The organism is Kribbella sp. NPDC004138, assembly GCF_053603655.1.
On record NZ_JBSGFZ010000008.1, the window covers coordinates 1 to 20,588 of the forward strand.

The following is a 20,588-nucleotide window of genomic DNA, read 5'->3' on the forward strand; positions in this document are numbered from 1 at the left end:
CCACCAGCGCGCTCTTCGACTACATCGAGGGCTGGTACAACACCCGCCGACGCCACTCCACCCTCGGCTACCTCAGCCCCGCACAGTACGAATCCCACCATCCCAGTCACCGGCAAGCAGATAGCCTGACCACCTCACACCGACCCTGTCCGTCGAAACGGGTCAATCCCACAACGAACGGATCTGCCGATGTGCGGATGCCCGCTTGGCGCGGCTGACGAGGTGACTACGACGACCTTTCCGCTCGAGGCAGCGTGCGGCGGGCGGATCGGATCGATAGTTGGTGCGGCTCTGGAACACTTGCTCACGCTGGCTTCAGGGGCATCTTTCATGGGGACTGGTGATGAGTTAAGTGCTCGTGATCGAGTGGGCCTTACTGCGGTTGGTCGGTCGGACCTTCCGGTTCGCCCGCGAGGATGTCGACAAGTACCTGCGGAAGGTGGACGAGGCCCGGCGGAGGAGGCCGTGGTTCTGGGCCAGGCTGCCGGTCATGGAGAGGGAGGGACTTGGCGACCTCCACTCAGGACTGACTGGCTTGGGGTTCCTTGTTCTCATTGTGGTCAACCTGATCGGCGTAGCGGCGGTGAGTTGGTTCCCCGAGCCGGCCCGAACAATCGCGTTGGTGCCGGTGGTCGTCCTTGGGGCTGTGACCTGGACCTATCTCGCCTTCCATGCTGGTGCCGGCCAGGTGCGGTTCCGGGTCCACCGCGACGACTGGAACTTCACCATCACCCGGTCGCCGCTGGTGTCGACGCTGCTATTCGTCATGTTCGTCGGAATCGAAATCCTCATCTTCCACTGACTTTGCGGAGCCGAACTGTCAGAAAGGCTGGACTGAAGCATCATCGGAGGGCAGCTTGAAGTCCGGTGGGTGGCCGGCGCCTGACGGGTTGGTGAGCTCGACCAGCCGTGGCACATCACCTTCGATGAGAGCAAGAGCGTTGTGGCAAACGCTGACCCGCAATGGGGCGAGCGTTCAGAGTTGGACACCTGGTCGGCCAACGAGGGCTGCGGACACGGACTTACGGATCTGCCGCGTTGGGCGCGCGGCGTACCGCGATGCCAGCCGATCGGCCCCGAGCGACGTCGAGTCTGGTCTTAGACCTTCTACGTCACGGACAGCGTCCACGACGCAACCGCCCAGGCTACCCACCGAATCTCAATTCGGGGCTTAAGGGAACTTATGTCCTAGTCGACGAACCGCCGCTACTTCATGTCGCGAGGTGGCTTCGTCCGGCGATCATCGGTCGAGCTGGCTGAGTCGCTGGTGTTCGCTGTCGCGGCGCTTCTTGATGGCTGCGGCGTTGCGCGCGGCCTGATTGAAGGCGCGCTGGAGCCGCGTGGTCTGTTTTTGCGCCTCGCGCAGCGTCTGCCTCGTCGGCTCCAGCTGATCGTTGAGCCGGACCAGGTCGGCTCGGAGGTCGGCGATGCGGTGCTGGTGGGCGTCCAGGATCCGTTCGGCTTCTTCGCGTTCGGCTTCGGCTGCCGCGTAGTCCTCCTCGGCCTGATTGACACGCTTGCGGAGCGCAGATTGGCGCTCGCGCAGCGTTCTGTCGACGGTCGAGCGACCTCGCTGCGGCTGACTTGTCGGAGTTGTGGCCTTGGTCCCTTGGGTTCTGCGTGGCGGGGCGGAGCGTCGTACGACGCGGGGACGGACGGAAGCCAGTTGGGCTGGATCTCCGTTCTCGTCGACGACGCCGAAACCGACATGTCGCAGTGCGCTGGTGAGCTGTCCGGACCGCAGGAGCTGGGCCGCGCCTGGATCGACCAGGGCGGCATCGAGGGTTTCGGTCAATCGCTCGGTGGTCTGGGCGGTGATCTTTCGGCCGCCGGCTGCACGTTCCCGGGCGGCGCGCACGAGGCTGCTCACCAGTTCGTGACGTTTCCGGGTGAATTCTCGGCGACGCGCCGCGTCGGCTGACAGGTAGGGCTTCCGCAGGTCCTCCCCCAGCTCAGTCAGTGCATGAATGCCGTCGGGATCGGTGCGCACCAGTTGGTTGGCTAGCCATGCGGCGAGTGTGGGCTTGCGCAGCGCCATGATCGTGTCCGCGGCTGTCACTCGCCGGCGTCCCGGGCGGCCTTCGCGAGTTGGTTGCGCGCCGCGGTGAACTGTTCGGGTTGCGACCCGTACAGCTCGAGTGCCGCCGGGTCCATGTCCACTGTTCTACGATGCGCTCACGGGGGCCGGTGCCGCTACACCGTTGCCCACGGCGACCTTCTGGCTCAGTTCGGTGATGATCCAGGGTCGTGCTCGGCCCACCGACGCCAGCGCTTGAACGGAGGCCACACGACCTGGCCGCACCCCGCGCACGGGCAGCGTCGCGTCGCAGTGCGGACACAACCGGTGGACTGGCAACGAGGCGGCATTTGAGGGGCGCAGAATTCGTCCGCGGGCAGCACCCCGTGCATCGCCCGCCCGACGCCGCGCGCAGTGCTGCTGCCATTTGCAGTCGGTCGCGAACGACGCGCGTCGTTAGCTCCGGAACGCCCATACCGGGCTCGGTTGCAACATCCGAACGAATGCACTGCAGCCGATATGCGGCCGACGCCTATGGTTCTAGGCCCGACGAGCCTCGGTCCATGCGCGCTCGAAGTCGGACTGGCTGATCTCTACGTGGGGGAAGTCCGAGTCCCAGTCGTCTATCGGTTTCTCCGGTACGACGCCGTACTGTGATTCGTACGCCTGCACTGCCGGGATGCCGCCCATGTCTCTTGCCCGCATCACCTCGTCAAGCGCTGCTGCGGCCTGCACACGGCGGTCCGGTCCGACGAACTCGACAGAACGTGAGATCCAACCGTCGTCGCCGACCTCCCACAAGAACGTGACGCTTTCCTCGGCGCAGTAGGAGCGGATCCACCTCGTCATCCAGGCATTGTTCCATCGACGAACCGGCGCTCAGGCCGCGTTCCGGTCGGCCATGCCGACGACAGTGGTCTCGCTTGTGGGACCGCAGGCTCTCGGCAACTACAGGATTCTAGAAGACAAGATGTGCGAAGCACTCGGAATCCGCTCGCACCTGACTGGTCCGAAGGCCGAAGCCATTTTCGTAACGTCCGGATCTGCCGCTGAGCGAGCGCGTCCGGTCAGGCCGAGCAGATGCCGTGGCTGGCCATGAGTGTCACCGATGTCCTGAGAGATCGAGTGTCACCGATGTCCTGATGCAGAACTGTCCCCCATGTCCTGAGACATCACAACAGCTAGGCGAGGGCGGCGGAGATGGCGGTGGTGATGGTGGGGTGGTGGAAGGTGAAGCCGGTGGATTGGAGGCGGGTGGGCAGCGCCCGTTTGCTGCCGAGGAGTTCCCAGGCGAATTCGCCGAGGGCGAGCTTCATGAGGATCGCGGGCACCGGGACGACCGCGGGGCGGTGCAGGGCGGTGGCCAGGGCTTCGGTGAGTTCGGAGTTCGTGGCGGGTGCCGGGAGGGCGACGTTGACGGGGCCGCTCACGGCGTCGTTCTCCGCGACGTGCCGGACGGCGCGGATCCAGTCGGTCAGCGAGACCACCGGGAAGTACTGCGTCCCGGAGCCGAACCGCCCACCCAGGCCGATGCGGAAGGGAAGGGAGAGGAGTTGAAAGGCCGGAGCCTTGCGGTCGAGGACGACGCCCGTACGCAACGCCGCCACCCGGCTACCTGCCGCGCGGGCCGGCTCGAGCGCGCCCTCCCACAGCCGGACGACGTCGGACAGGAAGCCTTCACCGAGTTCGGAGTCCTCGGTGAGGATGCGGTCGCCGAGGTCGGTGCCGTAGCCGCCGATCCCGCTCTGGGTGATCAGCACCGGTCGCCGGTCGAGCTCTACGGCGGCCGCGGCCAGCGTCGCGGTCGTCGCGATGCGGCTCTCGCGGATCGTGCGGCGGTACGTCGGTGTCCACGGGCGGCCGATGTTCGCGCCGGCCAGGTTGACCAGGACGTCGGGATCGTCGAGCGCGCTCAGGTCGAGATCACCCGCCGCCGGATCCCAGCGGACCTCGTCCGGGGCCGACGGCGGCCGCCGGACCAGCCGGACGACCTGGTGGCCGTTGGCAACCAAGTCGCGGGCGAGGGCCCTGCCGAGGAAACCGGAGGCGCCGGCCAGTACGTACTTCATCCCGTTCAGCTCCTTGTCCGCTCACACCTGGCGCGTCAACATAACAGCGCCGGTGCCCATCTCCGGGGAGACGGGCACCGGCGCCGGTGTCCGATCGGATCAGACGTCGAACTGGGCCTCTTCGAGGCGCTGCTTGACCGCCGTCAGGTAGCGGGCCGCGTCGGCGCCGTCGACCAGGCGGTGGTCGTAGGTCAGGGCCAGGTACACCATCTGCCGGATCGCGATCGTCTCGCCGAGCTCCGGGTGGGTGATGACGACCGGGCGCTTCACCACGGCGCCGGTGCCGAGCATGCCGACCTGCGGCTGGTTCAGGATCGGGGTGTCGAACAGCGCGCCCCGGCTCCCGGTGTTGGTGATGGTGAACGTGCCGCCCGCCATCTCGTCCGGCAGCACCTTGTTGTTACGGGTGCGGTCGGCGAGGTCGGCGATCTTCTTCGCCAGGCCGGCGATGTTCAGGTCGCCGGCGTTGTGGACGACCGGGACCATCAGGCCGCGCTCCACGTCCACCGCGATGCCGAGGTGCTCGGCCGCGTGGTACGTGATCTCGCCCTTCTCCTCGTCGATCGACGCGTTCAGCTTCGGGTACTGCTTGAGCGCGTCGACCGCGGCCAGCGCGAAGAACGGCAGGAACGACAGTTTGACGCCCTCGCGGGCCTCGAACTCGGCCTTCTTCTTGTTCCGCAGCTTGGCGATCTCGGTGACGTCGACCTCGACCACGGTGGTCAGCTGGGCCGAGACCTTCAGGCTGTTGACCATGTGGGCCGCGATCGCCTTGCGGATCCGGCTCATCTTCTCGGTGGTACCGCGCAGCGGGCTGATCGGCGCGGCCGTCGCGGCGGCCGGGGCCGGAGCCTGGGCGGCCGGCGCCGGTGCGGCCGCGGCGGCCTTCTTCGCCTCGGCGGCGGCGATCACGTCCTGCTTGCGGATGCGGCCGCCGACGCCGGTGCCCTGTACGGCGTTCAGGTCGACCTCGTGCTCGGCCGCGAGCTTGCGGACCAGCGGGGTGACGTAGTTCGGGCCGTCCGCGGCGGCGCCGTTCGGCGAAACAGCCGGAGCGGCCGGCGCCGGAGCAGCCTGCGGAGCGGGAGCCTGGGCCGGAGCGGGCGCCTGAGCAGCCGGAGCCTGCGCCGGAGCGGCAGCCGGTGCGGGAGCAGCAGCCGGAGCCGGAGCAGCAGCCGGGGCCTGAGCGGGAGCCGGAGCCTGAGCGGCCGGAGCGGGGGCCGGAGCCGGCGCGGCGGCGGGAGCAGGAGTGGCGGCGGGAGCAGGAGTGGCGGCAGGAGCCGGGGCCTCGGCGGGCGCGGCGGCGGCCGGGGCGGCCGATCCCGAGCCGACGATGGCCAGTTCGGCGCCGACCTCGACGGTTTCGTCTTCGGCGACCTTGATCTCCAGGAGCTTGCCGGCGATCGGGCTCGGGATCTCGGTGTCGACCTTGTCGGTGGAGACCTCGAGGAGCGGCTCGTCGACGGCCACGTCGTCGCCGACCTGCTTCAGCCAGCGGGTGACCGTACCCTCGGTCACGCTCTCACCGAGCGCGGGCAGCGTCACCGACGTACCCGAGGCGGACCCGCCGGCAGCCTCAGCGGCAGGAGCCTCGGCAGCAGGAGCCTCAGCGGCAGGCGCCGGAGCAGCAGCCTCGCCGGCCGGAGCGGCCTCAGCAGCAGGCTCAGGCGCGGCCTCGGCCGCGGGCTCAGGCGCGGCCTCGGCGGCGGGCTCAGGAGCGGGCTCGGCCGGAGCCGCAGGAGTGGAGCCGGCCTCGCCGGCGTCGCCGATGACGGCCAGTTCCGCGCCGACCTCGACGGTCTCGTCCTCGGCAGCCTTGATCTCGAGCAGGGTGCCGGCGACGGGACTCGGGATTTCGGTGTCGACCTTGTCGGTCGAGACCTCCAGCAGGGGTTCGTCCACGGCAACCGTGTCACCGACCTGCTTGAGCCAGCGGGTGACGGTTCCTTCGGTGACGCTCTCCCCGAGGGCCGGCAGGGATACAGAGGTCGGCATGACGGTCGTTGCTCCTTCGTCTGATCGGTCGAGTGTCAGCCTACGGTGCCGCCTGAGCGCGCGGGATCCGGGTCACACGGACCCGCACGCTGCACACGGCTCTAACCTACTCGGGCAATCCAGCAGGCTTCCGGGTAGCTCAGTCATGGAAGTGCAAAGGTTTCCCGGCGAGCGCGAGGTGGGCCTCGCCGAGGGCCTCGGTCTGGGTCGGGTGTGCGTGCACGAGCGGCGCCACGTCCGCCGGGTACGCCTCCCAGTTGTAGATCAGCTGGGCCTCGCCGATCAGCTCGCCGACACGCGAACCGACCATGTGCAGACCGACGACCGCGCCGTCGCGGGCGCGGACGAGCTTCACGAAGCCCGCGGTCTTCAGGATCTGCGACTTGCCGTTGCCGCCGAGGTTGTAGTTGAGGATCTCGACGTCGCCGTACTGCGACCGGGCCTGCTCCTCGGTCAGCCCGACCGACGCGACCTCGGGCTCGGAGTACGTGACCCGCGGGATGCCGGCCTCGTCGATCGGCGTCGGTGCCAGGCCCGCGAGGTGCTCGGCGACGAAGATGCCCTGCTGGAACCCGCGGTGCGCGAGCTGCAGCCCCGGCACGATGTCGCCGACCGCGTACACGCCCGGCACGCTCGTCTGCAGCGTCGCGTCGACGGTCACGAACCCGCGGTCGAGAGCGACACCTACCTCTTCGTAGCCGAGGCCCGTCGTGTTCGGCCCACGGCCGACCGCGACCAGGAGGACCTCGGCCTCGATGATCTCGCCGCCCGCGACGCGGACCTGCACCCCGGAATCGGTCAACGAGACCGACTCGAACGGCGTACCGGTCTTGAACGCGATCTTCCGCTTCCGGAACGCGCGCTCCAGCGTCTTCGAGCAGTCCGCGTCCTCGGCCGGGACCAGCCGCGGCAGCGCCTCGACGATCGTCACGCGGGTGCCGAAGGAGGTCCACGCGGACGCGAACTCGACGCCGATCACGCCGCCGCCGAGGATCACCGCGGACTCCGGCACCCGGTCCAGGGTCAGCGCGTGCTCGCTCGCGATCACCCGGTGCCCGTCGAGCTCGAGACCGGGGAGCGAGCGGGAGTAGGAGCCGGAGGCAAGGATGATGTTGCGGCCGGTGTACGTCGTGTCGCCGACCTGGACCGTGGTGGCCGACGTCAGCCGGCCCTCGCCCTCGACCACCGTGATGCCGCGGGCCTTCAACTGACCCTGCAGACCCTTGAACAGCCGGTCGACGACGCCGTCCTTGTACTTGTTCACACCGCCCATGTCGACGCCCTCGAGCGTCGTCCGGACACCGAACTGCTCACCCTCGCGGGCCGAGTCCGCGACCTCGGCGGCGTGCAGCAGCGCCTTGGTCGGGATGCAGCCGCGGTGCAGACAGGTCCCGCCGACCTTGTCCTTCTCCACCACTGCCACCGACAGGCCGAGGGTCGCGGCGCGTAGTGCGGCGGCATAGCCACCGCTTCCGCCGCCGAGAATCACCAGGTCGTACGTCGTACCAGTCACAGGTTCCTCCGGATCGCGGGTTCCAACCTCGGCGTCATCTTGTCACCGATCGCGGCCGGATCCATCCCCGGGCCGCCCGTGGCGCGCAGGCCGGATCCGGCCGCAACCGTTATCCAGGATTTCGGCCGGGACTTGCACAGATAGTGGACACTTACTCCCATGAAGTGGTTCGGTCGCCGGCAGAAAGCCGGAACGATGCGCCGGTCGGACAGCCCCGACCAGGCGCACCTGCGGGAGTTCGCGCAGACCCGTCAGGGAGTGGAGGGCTTCGTCGAGCCGCGGACCGCGGTGACCGACTACACCCTGCTGCTGGTCGCGGTCGACGGCGAGTGGACCCGGCGCCGGGTCCCGTCGGTCAAATGGGCGCACGACTTCGCGAACCGCCTCGGCATCCCGTCGTACGACGCGGCCGTCGTCGGCTACCCGCCCCGGATGCGTGAGTACAACGCCCGGATGAAGCGGAACGGCGGGGCCTGACCACCGGCCAGGCCCCGGAGCCGCCTCAGCCGGCTGAGGCGGCGAGTTCCACCAGGGTGCGGACGGCGTAGCCGGTGCCGCCGTTGGGGGTGTAACCGGAGGCGCCGCCGTCGTTGAAGGCGGGGCCGGCCACGTCGAGGTGCACCCAGTCGATGCCGTCGGCAACGAAGTCGCCGAGGAACGCGGCCGCCGCGAGCGCGCCGCCCCAGGCCTCACCGGTGATGTTGGCGAGGTCCGCGACCTTTGAGTGCGACTTCAGCTTGTCGAGCATCTCGGCCGGGATCGGCAGCGGCCACATCGACTCGCCGGCCGCCACCGCCGCGTCCAGCACCCGGTCGCGGGCGGCGTCGGTGTTGCCGAACGCGCCGGCCACCTTGGTGCCCAGGGCAACGACGCACGCACCGGTCAGGGTGGCCACGTCGACGATCAGGTCGGGCTGGTCCTCGCCGGCCCGGACCAGCGCGTCGCCGAGCACCAGCCGGCCCTCGGCGTCGGTGTTCAGCACCTCGACGGTCTTGCCGCCGTACATGGTCAGCACATCGGACGGGCGGGCCGCCGACCCGGACGGCATGTTCTCGGCCATCGCGGCGTACGTCGTCACCTGGACCGGCAGCTCGAGCCGCGCGATGGCGATCGTGGCGCCGATCACCGCGGCGGCGCCGGCCATGTCGGACTTCATGCTGACCATGCCGGACGACGTCTTCAGCGACAGGCCGCCGGAGTCGAACGTGATGCCCTTGCCGACGAACGCGAGATGGGTGACCGGCTTGCGCGGCGTGTAGGTCAGCCGGACGAGCCGCGGCGGGTTGGCCGAGCCCTGGCCGACGCCGAGGATGCCGCCGTACCCGCCCTTCGCGAGCGCCTTCTCGTCGAGCACCTCGACCTTGACGCCGTACTCCTTGCCGAGCTTGACCGCGCCGGCGGCGAACTCGGCCGGGTGCAGGTCCGACGGCGGGGTGTTGACCCAGTCCCGCACCTGCGCGACGGCCTCCGCGGTCACCTGGGCCCGCTCGAGCGCGGCCTTGGCCTCCTTGTTCCGGGCCAGGTCGGTCAGCACCGTCAGGTTGCCGGGGGCTTCGGCCGGGCCGTCGGAGGACTTGTACGCCGTGAACGAGTAGCGGCCCATCAACGCGCCCTCGGCGACCGCCCGCACGCACTCGGCGTCCGGCGTCGGCAGCGCGAAGGCGACCGACTGCGACGTCTTGGCGGCGCGGACGCCGGTGCCGGCCGCGGCCCGCAGGTCCTCGGTCTTCAGTTCGCCGTCGGGCGCGGCGCCCAGGCCGACCGCGATCAGCGTGGCCGACTTGCCCGGCTTGTTCAGGTGGGGCCCGGGCACCTTCGTCACCTCGCCGGTCTTGCCGGTGGCGCCGAGACCGGACAGCACCTCCACCAGCTTCCCGCCGTACGCGGCGTTCAGCGACTCGGTGCCGGCCGGCAGGGTGACGCCGCCGCCGAGTTTGACCACGCCGATGACCACGGCGTCGCTCTTGACGCCGGCGGCATCTGACTTGCTCAGGGTGATGGTGGTCACGAAATCCTCAGTCCTCCTTGACCGGCGACTCAGACGGCCGGTCGTGACGGTACGTGCAAGCTGCCTCCGCATGCTACGCGTCAGGTAGTTTGCGCTCCATGACCCCATCACCGACACCGTCGACCGAGTTGAAGAAGTCCCCGCTGCACGAGCGCCACGTCGCGCTCGGCGCCAAGTTCGCCGAGTTCGGCGGCTGGGAGATGCCCCTGGAGTACTCCGGTGTGGTGGCCGAGCACACCGCGGTGCGGACATCGGTCGGGGTCTTCGATGTCAGCCATCTCGGCAAGGCCACGGTCAAGGGACCGGGCGCCGCGGCGTACGTCAACGCGTGCCTGACCAACGACCTCGGCAAGATCGCGCCCGGGCAGGCGCAGTACACGCTGTGCTGCAACGAGCGCGGGGGAGTGGTCGACGACCTGATCGCCTACCTGCACGCCGACGACGACGTGTTCCTGATCCCGAACGCCGCGAACACCGCCGAGGTCGTCCGCCTGCTCCAGGCCGGCGCCCCCGACGGCGTCGAGGTGACGAACGTGCACGACGACTACGCGATCCTCGCGGTGCAGGGCGCGCACAGCGACGAGGTGGTGTCCGCGATCGGGCTGCCGACCGGCCACGACTACATGTCGTTCGCCACGGCCGACGTCGACGGTACGCCGGTGGTGGTGTGCCGCACCGGGTACACGGGCGAGCGCGGTTTCGAGCTCGTCGTACCGAACGCCGCCGCGGTGGCCGTGTTCGACGCGTTGCTGGCGGCCGGCGAGCAGTACGGCATCGTCCCGGCCGGGCTCGGCGCGCGGGACACGCTGCGGACCGAGATGGGGTACCCGCTGCACGGTCAGGACATCTCGCCGGACATCACGCCCGTCCAGGCGCGGTCCGGCTGGGCCGTCGGCTGGAAGAAGGAGCACTTCTGGGGCGACGAGGCCCTGCGGGCCGAGAAGGAGCGCGGACCGGCCCGGATCCTGCGCGGCCTGCTGGCCACCGGCCGGGGTATTCCGCGGCCGCACATGTCCGTTCTGGCGCATTCCGGAACGGCGCTCGGTGAAGTGACTTCCGGCACGTTCTCGCCGACGCTGAAGAAAGGTATTGCGTTGGCGCTGCTCGACGCGTCGGTGAAAGAAGGCGAGCAAGTGACCGTCGACATCCGGGGCCGCAAGGAAACCTTCGAGGTCGTGAAACCGCCCTTCGTGACGGTCCACGTGCGCTGACCGCGATCTGCACCGTTTGTGTCATTTCGTTACATTGCGTGAGATCTTGGCACAAAATGGCCACTGTCGGTGCTGTGCCGACGCGTTTCGCGCAGGCTCAACTGCGGGCAGTGACGAAATGGGGCAAATGTTCCATCGGGGTACGCGGTCCGGTAACGATTTGTGCACTGCTGCCGGACACCGCTGGTTTGGTGTCACGGTGTCGGGCAGGCTAGCGCGCGGCTGTGCGGACAACGCCTGTCAAGAGAATTTGACGGACCGAAATCCGGTCGACTGAAGCTACGGAGTGCGAATGACAATTGGGTCACCCGACTCGACCGTGGGGATCGAAGAACACCCGGCGTCGGCGGAACCGGTTCGGGGTTCTGCTGTACCGCACGGCAAGTCCCCCACCCGGGTGGCAGTGGACCGGCTCCGCAAGGACCGAGTGGCCGTGGTCTGTGCCGGAGTGGTGCTCTTCTTCATCCTGATCGCGGTCCTGGCGCCGTTGCTCACCAAGATCGAGGGCAGCGACATCGGTACCTTCCACCCGGAGCTCGTCGACGAGTACGGCTTCCCGACCTTCGCCGCCAACGCGCAGCACTGGTTCGGCGTCGAGCCGAAGACCGGGCGGGACAACTTCGCCCGCTGGGTGTACGGCGCCCGTCCGTCGCTGGTCGTCGCGTTCGTCGCGACGCTGTTCGGCACTATCGTCGGCGTGCTGATGGGCCTGCTCGCGGGCTTCCTCGGCGGCTGGGTGGACCGGGTCATCTCCTGGCTGGTCGACTTCGTGCTGAGCCTGCCGTACCTGCTGTTCGCGATCGCGCTGGTGCCGATCGTCGAGAGCATGCGCGGCGGGTCGTTCAACCTCTCGCCCGAGGAGCAGGCCTCGACCCGCTTCATCGTGCTGATCTTCGTGCTGTCGTTCTTCGGCTGGGCCGGTCTGGCCCGCATCATCCGAGGCGAAGTGCTGTCCCTGCGCGAGCGTGAGTTCGTGCTCGCGGCGAAGGCCATCGGCGTTCCCACCCGGCAGGTCCTGTTCAAGGAGCTGCTGCCGAACCTGGTCGCCCCGATCGTGATCTCGGCGTCGCTGGCCCTGCCGGCGTACGTGACCGCGGAGGCGGGGCTGTCCTTCCTCGGCGTCGGTCTGATCGAGCCGGTCCCGTCCTGGGGCCAGACGATCGCGACCGCGACCAACTGGTTCAAGGCGGACCCGCTGTACCTGTGGCTGCCCGTGCTCGGCATCACCGCGCTCGTTCTGGCGCTGGCCCTGCTCGGTGACGCCGTCCGCGACGCCTTCGACCCCAAGACTCGCCGGTAGCCCGGCGTTGCCCCAGCGGCAGAAAAGGAGAAACACAACAATGCAGTGGAAACGGATCACCGCTGTCACGGCGACGGTCATGCTGGCCGCCGTGGCCTGTGGAAGCCCGTCGTCCAACAGCGGCAAGGACGGGGCCAACGCGGGTGACGCGGGTACCGCCCAGGAGAAGGCCACCGACGCGACCGCGAAGGGCCCGGCTCCGGAGCTCGAGGGTGCCAAGAAGGGCGGCACCGTGAGCGTCCTGTCGGACGTCTCGCCGGACACCATGGACCCGACGAACATCTACTTCACCGACACGAACCAGATCGGCAAGTTGATGTACCGGGCGCTGACCCAGTACCGCCTGGACGGTGACAGCCACAAGCCGGTGCTCGTTCCGGACCTCGCCGAGGACCTGGGCACGAAGTCTGCCGACGGCCTGACTTGGACCTTCAAGCTGAAGAAGGGCATCAAGTACCAGGACGGCACGCCGGTGAAGGCGGTCGACTACGCGTACGCGATCAAGCGGTCCTTCGCGCACGACCTGTACGACGCCGGACCGGTCTACCAGGACCAGTACTTCAAGGACGGCAAGACCTACAAGGGCCCGTACGGTCCGAACGGCGCCAACTACTCCGGTGTCGAGACGCCGGACGACAACACCCTGGTCATTCACCTGGCGGAGAAGTTCGACGACCTGCCGTACTACGCGGCGTTCCCGATGTTCACGCCGATCCCGCAGGCCAAGGACACCAAGAAGTCCTACGACCTGAAGCCGATGACCACCGGCCCGTACCAGGTCGACTCCTACACGCCGGGTTCGGAGCTGAAGCTCAAGAAGAACCCGAACTGGGACCCCAACACCGACCCGGTGCGGTACCAGTACCCGGACGCCTTCGACTTCAAGTTCGGTCAGGACACGCTGAAGGTTCAGCGTCAGGTGCTGGCCAGCAACGGTCCGGACGCGAACGCGCTGAACTACTCCGACCTCGACTCCAGCCTCGTGCCTGAGGTCAAGGACCAGAGCCAGCTCGTCACCGGTCCGCAGCCGTGCACCACGGTCTGGGGCCTGGACACCCGGAAGATTCCGATGGAGGTCCGCCAGCTGATCGCCAAGGCGTACCCGTTCGACACCTACCGCAAGGTCGCGGGCCTGACGCCGAAGAGCGCCATCCCGGCGTCGACGATCATGCCGCCGGCCGTTCCGGGCTACACGAAGTACGAGCTCCCGGGCCTGGTCGGTACCGGTAAGGGCGCCGAGGACCCGGCCGTCGCGAGCGAGGTCAAGGCGAAGCTGAAGGAGCTCGGCAAGGAGAACTTCGAGCTCAGCTGGTACTACGCCAACGACGACAAGATCGCCACGCAGGTCACCCAGCTGCGGACCCAGGTCTACACCTCGGCCGGCTTCAAGGTGAAGGCCATCGGTGTCGCGAAGGCCAAGCTGCGGACCTTCCGCAACGACCCGGCTGCTCCGGTCAACATCGGCCAGGGTCCGTCGGGTTGGTGCTCCGACTGGCCGTCGGGTGCCAGCTGGTTCCCGGTCCTGTTCCGGTCCGACGCCGTCGAGCTGAGCAACAGCATCGGCATGCTGCAGGACAAGGCGCTGGACGCAGAGCTCAACCGCGTCAACGCCCTGACCGCTGATGAGCAGCTCAAGGAATGGCCGAAGGTCGACAAGATGATCATGGAGAAGTACCTGCCGCTGATCCCGCTGTACTACAGCGCGAGCAACTACCCGGTGGGTAAGAACCTCGGCCACGTCATCAACGACCCGACGCAGGGTCTGCCGGAGTTCACCTCCATCTTCCTGAAGCAGCCCTGATCGGCTTTCGGGTAACAGCAGTTTGATCGTCTGACGACGGATGGTGGCCGGACCCCGGTCCGGCCGCCATCCCTCAGCGAGGAGAATCCTTCGTGCTCTACTTCGTGGCGCGCCGGCTGGTGAGCGCGCTGAGCGTCGTGCTGGTCACGCTGATCGTGACTTTCGCGCTGTTCTTCGTTGCGCCGACCGACCCGGCCGGCGCGATCTGCGGTGATCGCAACTGCACCCAGGAGCGATACAACGAGATCAAGGAAAACCTGCACCTGGACCGGCCGCTGGTGCAGCAGTTCACCGAGTACACGGTGGGCATCTTCGCCGGACGTACCTTCGAGACGGCCGGCGTCAAGCAGCACTGCTCAGTGCCCTGCCTGGGCTTCTCCTTCAAGAACGACCGTCCGGTCACCCAGATGCTGAAAGAGCGACTACCGGTCACAGTGTCGTTGGTTGCCGGCTATGCGGTGATCGTCCTCACCATCGGTGTCTTCGTGGGCTCGATGGCTGCGAAGAGACGGGGGACGCTGGGCGACCGCGCGCTGATGAGCAGCACGCTGATCCTCAGCTCGGTGCCGTACTACATCGTGGCGCTGATGATCTCCCTCTACCTGACGATCTTGTACCCGATCCTGCCGCGCGGCGGGTACACGCCGTTCACGGAGAATCCGGCGGCCTGGTTCACCGGGCTGCTGACGCCGTGGCTGGTGCTCGGTCTCTACAGCTGTACGCAGTACGCGCGGTACTCGCGCGGCTCGATGGTGGAGGCCCTCAGCGAGGACTACATCCGGACCGCGCGCGCCAAGGGCCTGTCGGACTGGGTCGTCACCTACAAGCACGGTCTGCGCTCCGGCATGATCCCGGTCATCACGATCTTCGGCCTGGACATCGCCGGCAGTCTCGCGGGCGCGATCTTCACCGAGCGGATCTTCGACCTGCCGGGCCTCGGCAACCTGGTGCTGGAGAGTCTCAGCAACTACGACCTGCCGCTGATCATGGGCACGGTGCTGGTCTCCGCGGTCATCCTGGTCGCGATGAACTTCCTCGTCGACATCGCCTACTCGCTGATCGACCCGCGGGTGAGGCTCGCATGACCACACCAGCCAACGACGACGGTAAGGACGTCCAGGACATCATGCCGGAAACGTCGGAAACGCCGGCCGCGGATGCCGCCGCGGCCAAGCGCGGCCCGTCGGTCGCCACCCGCGAGCGCCGCCAGGGCGCGACCAACCCGAGCGGCGAGACGCCGTACCTGGTGGTCGACGACCTGGTGGTCAAGTTCCCCACCGCCGACGGCGTGGTGAGCGCGGTGAACGGGCTGAGCTACTCGGTCCCGCTCGGCCGCACGCTCGCGATCGTCGGCGAGTCCGGCTCCGGCAAGTCGGTGTCCAGCATGGCCGTGATGGGCCTGCACGACCGCAAGCGGACCCGGATCACCGGGTCGATCCGGCTCGGCGGCGAGGAACTCGTCGGCCTGTCCGAGAACGACCTGATGAAGGTGCGCGGCGACGCGGTCTCGATGGTCTTCCAGGACCCGCAGTCCTCGCTGCACCCGCTGTACACGATCGGCAACCAGCTGGTCGAGGCGTACCGCGTGCACCACAAGGTCTCCAAGGAGGTCGCGAAGAAGCGGGCGCTGGAGATGCTCGACCTGGTCGGCATCCCGAACCCGCAGCGCCGGTTCGCGCAGTACCCGCACGAGTTCTCCGGCGGTATGCGGCAGCGCGCGATGATCGCGATGAGCCTGATCAACGACCCGAAGCTGGTGATCGCCGACGAGCCGACCACGGCGCTCGACGTCACCGTGCAGGCGCAGATCCTGGACCTGCTGAACAACCTGCAGAAGGAGTTCGGCTCTGCGATCGTGCTGATCACCCACGACCTCGGGGTGGTCGCCGAGATGGCCGACGACGTCCTGGTGATGTACGCCGGGCGCTGCGTCGAGTACGGCACCGCCGAGGACGTCCTGGCGAACCCGCGGATGCCTTACACCTGGGGTCTGCTCGAGTCGATCCCGACCGTCTCCGCGGCGAACGAGAAGCTGCGCCCGATCAAGGGCCTGCCGCCGTCGCTGCTGAACCTGCCGGACGGCTGCTCGTTCAACCCGCGCTGTCCGTACAAGGACCGGGTCAAGGGCGAGCTCTGCACGACGCAACTGCCGGAACTGCTGCCGGTCGACGGCGCCGGTGCGCACACGTCCCGTTGTCACCTGCACGACAAGGTCTCGATCTACGAGACCGAGGTCGCGCCGAGACTGGGCTGACGAGGGGGACTGAGGAGCCATGAGCGAAACCATGAGCGAGACTCTGTTGCAGGTCCGCGACCTGAAGATGCACTTCCCGATCAAGGAGGCCGCCGGCCTCGGCCGGACCAAGAAGGTCGTGCAGGCCGTCGACGGCGTCGACTTCGACCTGAAGGCGGGCGCCAGCCTGGGCCTGGTCGGCGAGTCCGGCTGCGGCAAGTCGACCACCGGCCGGATGATCACCCGGCTGCTGACGCCGACGTCCGGCCAGATCCTGTTCAAGGGCACGGACATCGCGCAGCTGAAGGAGAAGGACCTCCGTCCGTTCCGCCGCCAGCTGCAGATCGTCTTCCAGGACCCGTACAGCTCGCTGAACCCGCGGCAGACGGTCAGCAACATCATCAGTACGCCGCTGCGCGTCCACAACCTGGTGCCGAAGGGCAAGGAGCTCGGCCGGGTCCAGGAGTTGCTGGAGCGGGTCGGTCTGAACCCCGAGCACCACAACCGCTACCCGAACGAGTTCTCCGGCGGTCAGCGGCAGCGCATCGGCATCGCTCGGGCGCTCGCGGTGGAGCCGGAGGTGATCATCGCCGACGAGCCGGTGTCCGCGCTCGACGTGTCGATCCAGGCACAGGTGATGAACCTGCTCGAGGAGCTGCGCAAGGACCTCGGCATCGCGTTCGTGTTCATCGCGCACGACCTCGGCGTCGTCCGGCACTTCTGTGACGAGGTCGCGGTGATGTACCTCGGCAAGATCGTCGAGCAGGGCAGCCGGGACCAGATCTACAACGCGCCGCAGCACCCGTACACGCAGGCGCTGCTGTCCGCGGCACCGGACCTCGGCACGATCCGCGGCGTCCCGCCGAAGGAGCGGATCCGGCTGGTCGGCGACGTACCCTCGCCGATCGACCCGCCGAGCGGCTGCCGGTTCCGGACCCGCTGCTGGAAGGCAGAGGACATCTGCGCCACGCAGGAGCCGCTGCTGGAGATCAAGCCGCAGTCGAGCACCGGCCACACGGCCGCCTGCCACTTCGCGGAGCCGAAGGTCGATCTGATCGCGGAAACCGCCTGAGCGCAAGTAAGCCCTCCGTCAAAGGCGACGGAGGGCTTACTTGTGTCTTGACTGGTTATGCTCGCCCGTGCGCCTGCCGGCTGCGGCGGCTGAGCGAGTCGATGGTGACGGCGATCAGCAGGACGCCCGCGGTGACGATGTAGCGGACGTTGGAGTCCAGGCTGAGCAGGGCGAGGCCGTTGGAGATCGACATGATCACCAGCGCGCCGAGCAGGGCGGAGTACGCCGAACCGCGGCCGCCGAACAGGCTGGTGCCGCCGATGACCGCCGCCGCGATGGCGTTCAGGTTGGTGTCCGTACCGCCGCTGGCCTGCCCGACCGCGACCAGCCGGGCCGCGGCGAGGATGCCGCCGACGGCCGCGAACGTCGAGCACGCCGCGAACACCGTCAGATAGATGGTCCGGACGTTGATACCCGCCCGCCGGGCGGCCTCGACGTTGCCGCCGACGGCGAACACCGAGCGGCCCCAGCGCGTCCGGCGGACCGCGAGGTCCGTGACGACCACCAGCGCAAGGAACAGCAGGAACATCGACGAGACGCCGCGGTCGCCGTTCAGGATCGCGACCGGGATCAGCAGCACGACCGCGAGGCCGGCGGACTTGATCGCGATGACCGAGGTCGGCGCCGCGGACAGACCGGCGGCCGCCCGCGCCGTCCGGCCCTGCAGCCGGGTGAGTGCGTAGGCGACGACGACCAGCGCGACCAGTGCGTAGGCGATCGCGGGCGGCAGGAAGCTCCGCGTCGCGAACCCGACCAGCGCGGAGTCGTACGGCAGGTTGATCGTGCCGTCCTTGCCGAGCACGAGCAGCTGGAGCCCGAGGAAACCGAGCAGACCGGCGAGCGTGATCACGAAGCTCGGTACGCCGAACCGCGTGTACAGCAGACCGTAGAACAGGCCGACGGCCACGCCGAGCGCGACGCCGGCGACCAGCGACAGGACGAGCGGCCAGCCCTGGTTGACGAAAGTGACGCCGACGAGTGCGGCCGCGACACCGCTGACCGAACCGACCGAGAGGTCGATCTCACCCAGCAGCAGGACCAGGACGATGCCGAGGGCAATCACTCCGACCGAGGTGGTCTGCAGCGTGAGGTTGACCAGGTTGCGGCTGGACAGGAACGAGCTGTTCGCGATCTGGAAGACCACCCAGATGATGACCAGCCCGACGACCACCGGGACCGATCCGAGGTCGCCGGAGCGCAGCCGCGCGGTGAACGCCGACACGGCGCCGCTGACCCCGCTGCTCGCGATCAGCCGTTCGTCCTGGAGGTCGGCCGGAAGCTGGGCCGAGTCTTGCGCGGTCATGAGTCCTCCCGGCTTCGGCGCGCGGCGCGCTCGGAGACGGCGTTGTCGGTGGCGCCGGTGATCGCGGCGATGATGTCTTGCGTCTTGGTCTCGCTGACCACGAAGACGCCGTTGTTGCGGCCGAGCCGCAGCACGGCGACCCGGTCCGCGACCGCCATCACGTCGGCCATGTTGTGGCTGATCAGGATGACGGCCAGGCCGCGTTCGCGCAGCCGCTCGACCAGGTTGAGGACCTCGGCGGTCTGAGCTACGCCGAGGGCCGCGGTCGGTTCGTCCAGCATCACGACCTTGGGCCGGCCGAGCAGGCTGCGGGCGATCGCGACGGTCTGCCGCTGGCCGCCGGACAGGCTGGCGACCGGGATCCGGACCGACGGGATCTTGGCGGAGAGCTGGCGGAGCAGTTCCCAGGACTGCCGCTCCATCTCGACCTCGTCGAGCACCCGCCCCTTGCGGAGCTCGCGGCCCAGGTACAGGTTCGCGACGACGTCCAGGTTGTCGCACAGCGCCAGGTCCTGGAACACGGTCGCGATGCCGAGTTGTTGCGCCTCGGCCGGGCTGCCGACCCGGACGAGCCTGCCGTCGAACACCATCGACCCGTCGTCGGCGGTGTAGACGCCCGCGATGGTCTTGACCAGCGTGGACTTGCCGGCGCCGTTGTCGCCGACCAGCGCCAGCACCTCGCCGGCCCGGACGTCGAGCTCGATGTTCTTCAGGGCCTGGACGGCGCCGAACCGTTTGGAGATCCCCTGCAGCGTCAGCACCGTGCCGGCGCCGACGTCCAGGGGAGCGGGTGTAGCAGGTGGAGTCACAGTCACTCGATCAGCCTCCTGGGCTTATTTCAGGCCATGATCCTCGCCGGGGGCGCGGTTGGGGAGAGGCCCGGCGCAGCCCTCCCCGCACCTCACTGCGGGGAGGACTGCGACGAGGGGGCGGGTCAGTTGGTGCTCAGGCCTGCGGCGCTGCAGGCAGCCGCGAAGGACGCGGTGCAGATGTCGGTGACCTTGTAGATGTTGTCCTTGACCACGGTGTCCTTGATGTTGTCCTTGGTCACCGCGACCGGGTCGAGGATCGTCGACGGTACGCCGTTCTTCTCGGTGGTGGACTCCGGCTTGCCGCCGTTCGCCAGCGCCACGGCGCCCTTGGCGGCGGCCTCGGCCTGCGGCTTGACCGCCTTGTAGATGGTCATCGCCTGGTCGCCGGCGACGATCCGCTGGATCGCGGCCAGTTCGGAGTCCTGCCCGGTGACCGGCGGCAGCGGCGTCACGCCACCGCCCTTGAGCGCCGCGATCGCGCCGCCCGCGGTGCCGTCGTTGGCGGCGTACACACCGACCAAGCCGTTCTTGATCGCGCTGAGCTGGCCTTCCATCCAGGCCTGCGCCTTGTCCGGGCTCCAGTCCGGGGTGTCGAACTCGGCGGCGACCTTGTAGCCACTGGAGTCGAGCACGCTGTGCGCGCCCTTCTTGAAGTCGGCGGCGTTCGGGTCGGTCGGCGAGCCGTTGATCATGGCCAGGTTGCCGGAGGTCTTGCCGGCCGCCTTGAGAGCGTCGACCAGGGTCTGGGCCTGCAGTTTGCCGACCGCCTCGTTCTCGAACGACACGTAGTAGTTGGCGTTGTCGATGAACCGGTCGTACGCGACCACCGGGACGTTCTGGCCCTTGGCGGAGTTGACCACCGCGGCGGCGGCCTTGCCGTCGACCGGGTCGAGGACGAGCACGTTCGCGCCCTGGGTGAGCGCGGCCTCGGCCTGCTGTTGCTGCTTCGCGGCGTCCTGGTCGGCGTTGCTGTAGATCAGCTCGCAGTTCCCGCACGCCGCCTTCAGCGCTTCGGTGAACAGCGGGCGGTCGAGCGCTTCGTACCGGGTGGTCTTCGACTCGGGCAGCAACAGCGCGATCTTCTTCGCGCTGCCTGAGCCGCTGCCGGAGTCGTCGTCCGAGCCACAGGCCACCAGGGAGACGGCCAGGGCCGACACGGCGATGCCGATGCCGACGAGACGGGTTGCGGATAAGGACATATGGCGGCTCCTTGACGGGACAGGCCCCGATTGGCCTGCCCGAAGTCAAGCTCTC

General features: G+C 68.4%; 17 protein-coding genes and 1 pseudogene. 9 read left to right on the forward strand and 9 right to left on the reverse strand.

The genetic code is table 11. From position 1 onward, the window contains the following. Both ACWEOO_RS12815 and ACWEOO_RS12820 read left to right on the forward strand, forming a co-directional pair. Positions 1-92: pseudogene (locus ACWEOO_RS12815) on the forward strand (IS3 family transposase); the annotation flags it as partial. A 260-nt stretch (positions 93-352) separates the two neighbouring features. Next, the gene (locus tag ACWEOO_RS12820; RefSeq protein ID WP_452143087.1) at positions 353-802 is read left to right on the forward strand and encodes a hypothetical protein; all 450 of its coding nucleotides are present in this window, start codon (positions 353-355) and stop codon (positions 800-802) included. Positions 803-1,240: 438 nt separating this feature from the next. On the opposite strand, the gene ACWEOO_RS12825 is transcribed toward ACWEOO_RS12820, so the two are convergent. From ACWEOO_RS12825 to lpdA, 5 genes are all read right to left on the reverse strand, one after another. Continuing rightward, on the reverse strand, positions 1,241-2,038 hold the full coding sequence (locus ACWEOO_RS12825; RefSeq protein WP_452143088.1) for a hypothetical protein: 798 nt from the start codon (positions 2,036-2,038) through the stop codon (positions 1,241-1,243). A gap of 519 nt (positions 2,039-2,557) precedes the next feature. Then, complete coding sequence (locus ACWEOO_RS12830) at positions 2,558-2,866, reverse strand: hypothetical protein (protein ID WP_452143089.1); 309 nt, start codon at positions 2,864-2,866, stop codon at positions 2,558-2,560. Between the two features lie 332 nt (positions 2,867-3,198). Next, the gene (locus ACWEOO_RS12835) at positions 3,199-4,086 is read right to left on the reverse strand and encodes a TIGR01777 family oxidoreductase (protein ID WP_452143090.1); all 888 of its coding nucleotides are present in this window, start codon (positions 4,084-4,086) and stop codon (positions 3,199-3,201) included. 99 nt (positions 4,087-4,185) lie between these two features. Beyond that, entirely contained in the window at positions 4,186-6,081 is a 1,896-nt protein-coding gene (gene sucB / locus ACWEOO_RS12840) for a 2-oxoglutarate dehydrogenase, E2 component, dihydrolipoamide succinyltransferase (RefSeq protein ID WP_452143091.1), read from the reverse strand. Positions 6,082-6,220: 139 nt separating this feature from the next. Then, complete coding sequence (lpdA, locus tag ACWEOO_RS12845; protein ID WP_452143092.1) at positions 6,221-7,594, reverse strand: dihydrolipoyl dehydrogenase; 1,374 nt, start codon at positions 7,592-7,594, stop codon at positions 6,221-6,223. Positions 7,595-7,753: 159 nt separating this feature from the next. On the opposite strand from lpdA, the gene ACWEOO_RS12850 reads away from it, so the two are divergent. Next, positions 7,754-8,071: a hypothetical protein gene (locus ACWEOO_RS12850; RefSeq protein ID WP_355688545.1), complete on the forward strand. Its 318-nt coding sequence runs from the start codon at positions 7,754-7,756 to the stop codon at positions 8,069-8,071. 25 nt (positions 8,072-8,096) lie between these two features. Here the strand turns inward: ACWEOO_RS12850 and ACWEOO_RS12855 are convergent, their stop codons facing one another. Beyond that, positions 8,097-9,602 carry a leucyl aminopeptidase gene (locus ACWEOO_RS12855; protein ID WP_452143093.1) on the reverse strand — a complete coding sequence of 502 codons (1,506 nt, stop codon included), beginning with the start codon at positions 9,600-9,602 and terminating at the stop codon, positions 8,097-8,099. Positions 9,603-9,700: 98 nt separating this feature from the next. On the opposite strand from ACWEOO_RS12855, the gene gcvT reads away from it, so the two are divergent. From gcvT to ACWEOO_RS12885, 6 genes are all read left to right on the forward strand, one after another. Continuing rightward, positions 9,701-10,813, forward strand: a complete 1,113-nt coding sequence (gene gcvT, locus ACWEOO_RS12860) for a glycine cleavage system aminomethyltransferase GcvT (RefSeq protein WP_452143094.1) — start codon at positions 9,701-9,703, stop codon at positions 10,811-10,813. Positions 10,814-11,105: 292 nt separating this feature from the next. Beyond that, complete coding sequence (locus ACWEOO_RS12865; RefSeq protein WP_452143095.1) at positions 11,106-12,113, forward strand: ABC transporter permease; 1,008 nt, start codon at positions 11,106-11,108, stop codon at positions 12,111-12,113. Between the two features lie 40 nt (positions 12,114-12,153). Further along, positions 12,154-13,914: an ABC transporter substrate-binding protein gene (locus ACWEOO_RS12870; RefSeq protein WP_452143096.1), complete on the forward strand. Its 1,761-nt coding sequence runs from the start codon at positions 12,154-12,156 to the stop codon at positions 13,912-13,914. A gap of 92 nt (positions 13,915-14,006) precedes the next feature. Continuing rightward, positions 14,007-14,999, forward strand: a complete 993-nt coding sequence (locus tag ACWEOO_RS12875; protein WP_452143097.1) for an ABC transporter permease — start codon at positions 14,007-14,009, stop codon at positions 14,997-14,999. After that, positions 14,996-16,168, forward strand: coding sequence for an ABC transporter ATP-binding protein (locus ACWEOO_RS12880; RefSeq protein ID WP_452143098.1), 1,173 nt, complete (start codon positions 14,996-14,998; stop codon positions 16,166-16,168). Before ACWEOO_RS12875 ends, ACWEOO_RS12880 begins: the two co-directional genes overlap by 4 nt. Positions 16,169-16,199: 31 nt before the next feature. Further along, positions 16,200-17,219: an ABC transporter ATP-binding protein gene (locus ACWEOO_RS12885; protein ID WP_452143099.1), complete on the forward strand. Its 1,020-nt coding sequence runs from the start codon at positions 16,200-16,202 to the stop codon at positions 17,217-17,219. Between the two features lie 55 nt (positions 17,220-17,274). Here ACWEOO_RS12885 and ACWEOO_RS12890 read toward each other — a convergent pair whose 3' ends face one another. The 3 genes from ACWEOO_RS12890 to ACWEOO_RS12900 form a co-directional block, all read right to left on the reverse strand. Further along, complete coding sequence (locus tag ACWEOO_RS12890; protein ID WP_452143100.1) at positions 17,275-18,522, reverse strand: sugar ABC transporter permease; 1,248 nt, start codon at positions 18,520-18,522, stop codon at positions 17,275-17,277. Further along, on the reverse strand, positions 18,519-19,337 hold the full coding sequence (locus tag ACWEOO_RS12895) for an ATP-binding cassette domain-containing protein (protein ID WP_452143101.1): 819 nt from the start codon (positions 19,335-19,337) through the stop codon (positions 18,519-18,521). Before ACWEOO_RS12895 ends, ACWEOO_RS12890 begins: the two co-directional genes overlap by 4 nt. 119 nt (positions 19,338-19,456) lie before the next feature. Further along, positions 19,457-20,533, reverse strand: a complete 1,077-nt coding sequence (locus ACWEOO_RS12900) for a substrate-binding domain-containing protein (RefSeq protein ID WP_452143102.1) — start codon at positions 20,531-20,533, stop codon at positions 19,457-19,459. Between the last annotated feature and the right edge of the window lie 55 nt (positions 20,534-20,588).

Excerpts from the sequence above, each read along its gene's own strand:
- ACWEOO_RS12825 (WP_452143088.1), bottom strand. The coding sequence starts at position 2,038 with ATGGCGCTGCGCAAGCCCACACTCGCCGCATGGCTAGCCAACCAACTG.
- ACWEOO_RS12830 (WP_452143089.1), bottom strand. The coding sequence starts at position 2,866 with ATGACGAGGTGGATCCGCTCCTACTGCGCCGAGGAAAGCGTCACGTTC.
- ACWEOO_RS12835 (WP_452143090.1), bottom strand. The coding sequence starts at position 4,086 with ATGAAGTACGTACTGGCCGGCGCCTCCGGTTTCCTCGGCAGGGCCCTC.
- sucB (WP_452143091.1), bottom strand. The coding sequence starts at position 6,081 with ATGCCGACCTCTGTATCCCTGCCGGCCCTCGGGGAGAGCGTCACCGAA.
- ACWEOO_RS12850 (WP_355688545.1), top strand. The coding sequence starts at position 7,754 with ATGAAGTGGTTCGGTCGCCGGCAGAAAGCCGGAACGATGCGCCGGTCG.
- gcvT (WP_452143094.1), top strand. The coding sequence starts at position 9,701 with ATGACCCCATCACCGACACCGTCGACCGAGTTGAAGAAGTCCCCGCTG.
- ACWEOO_RS12865 (WP_452143095.1), top strand. The coding sequence starts at position 11,106 with ATGACAATTGGGTCACCCGACTCGACCGTGGGGATCGAAGAACACCCG.
- ACWEOO_RS12870 (WP_452143096.1), top strand. The coding sequence starts at position 12,154 with ATGCAGTGGAAACGGATCACCGCTGTCACGGCGACGGTCATGCTGGCC.
- ACWEOO_RS12880 (WP_452143098.1), top strand. The coding sequence starts at position 14,996 with ATGACCACACCAGCCAACGACGACGGTAAGGACGTCCAGGACATCATG.
- ACWEOO_RS12885 (WP_452143099.1), top strand. The coding sequence starts at position 16,200 with ATGAGCGAGACTCTGTTGCAGGTCCGCGACCTGAAGATGCACTTCCCG.
- ACWEOO_RS12890 (WP_452143100.1), bottom strand. The coding sequence starts at position 18,522 with ATGACCGCGCAAGACTCGGCCCAGCTTCCGGCCGACCTCCAGGACGAA.
- ACWEOO_RS12900 (WP_452143102.1), bottom strand. The coding sequence starts at position 20,533 with ATGTCCTTATCCGCAACCCGTCTCGTCGGCATCGGCATCGCCGTGTCG.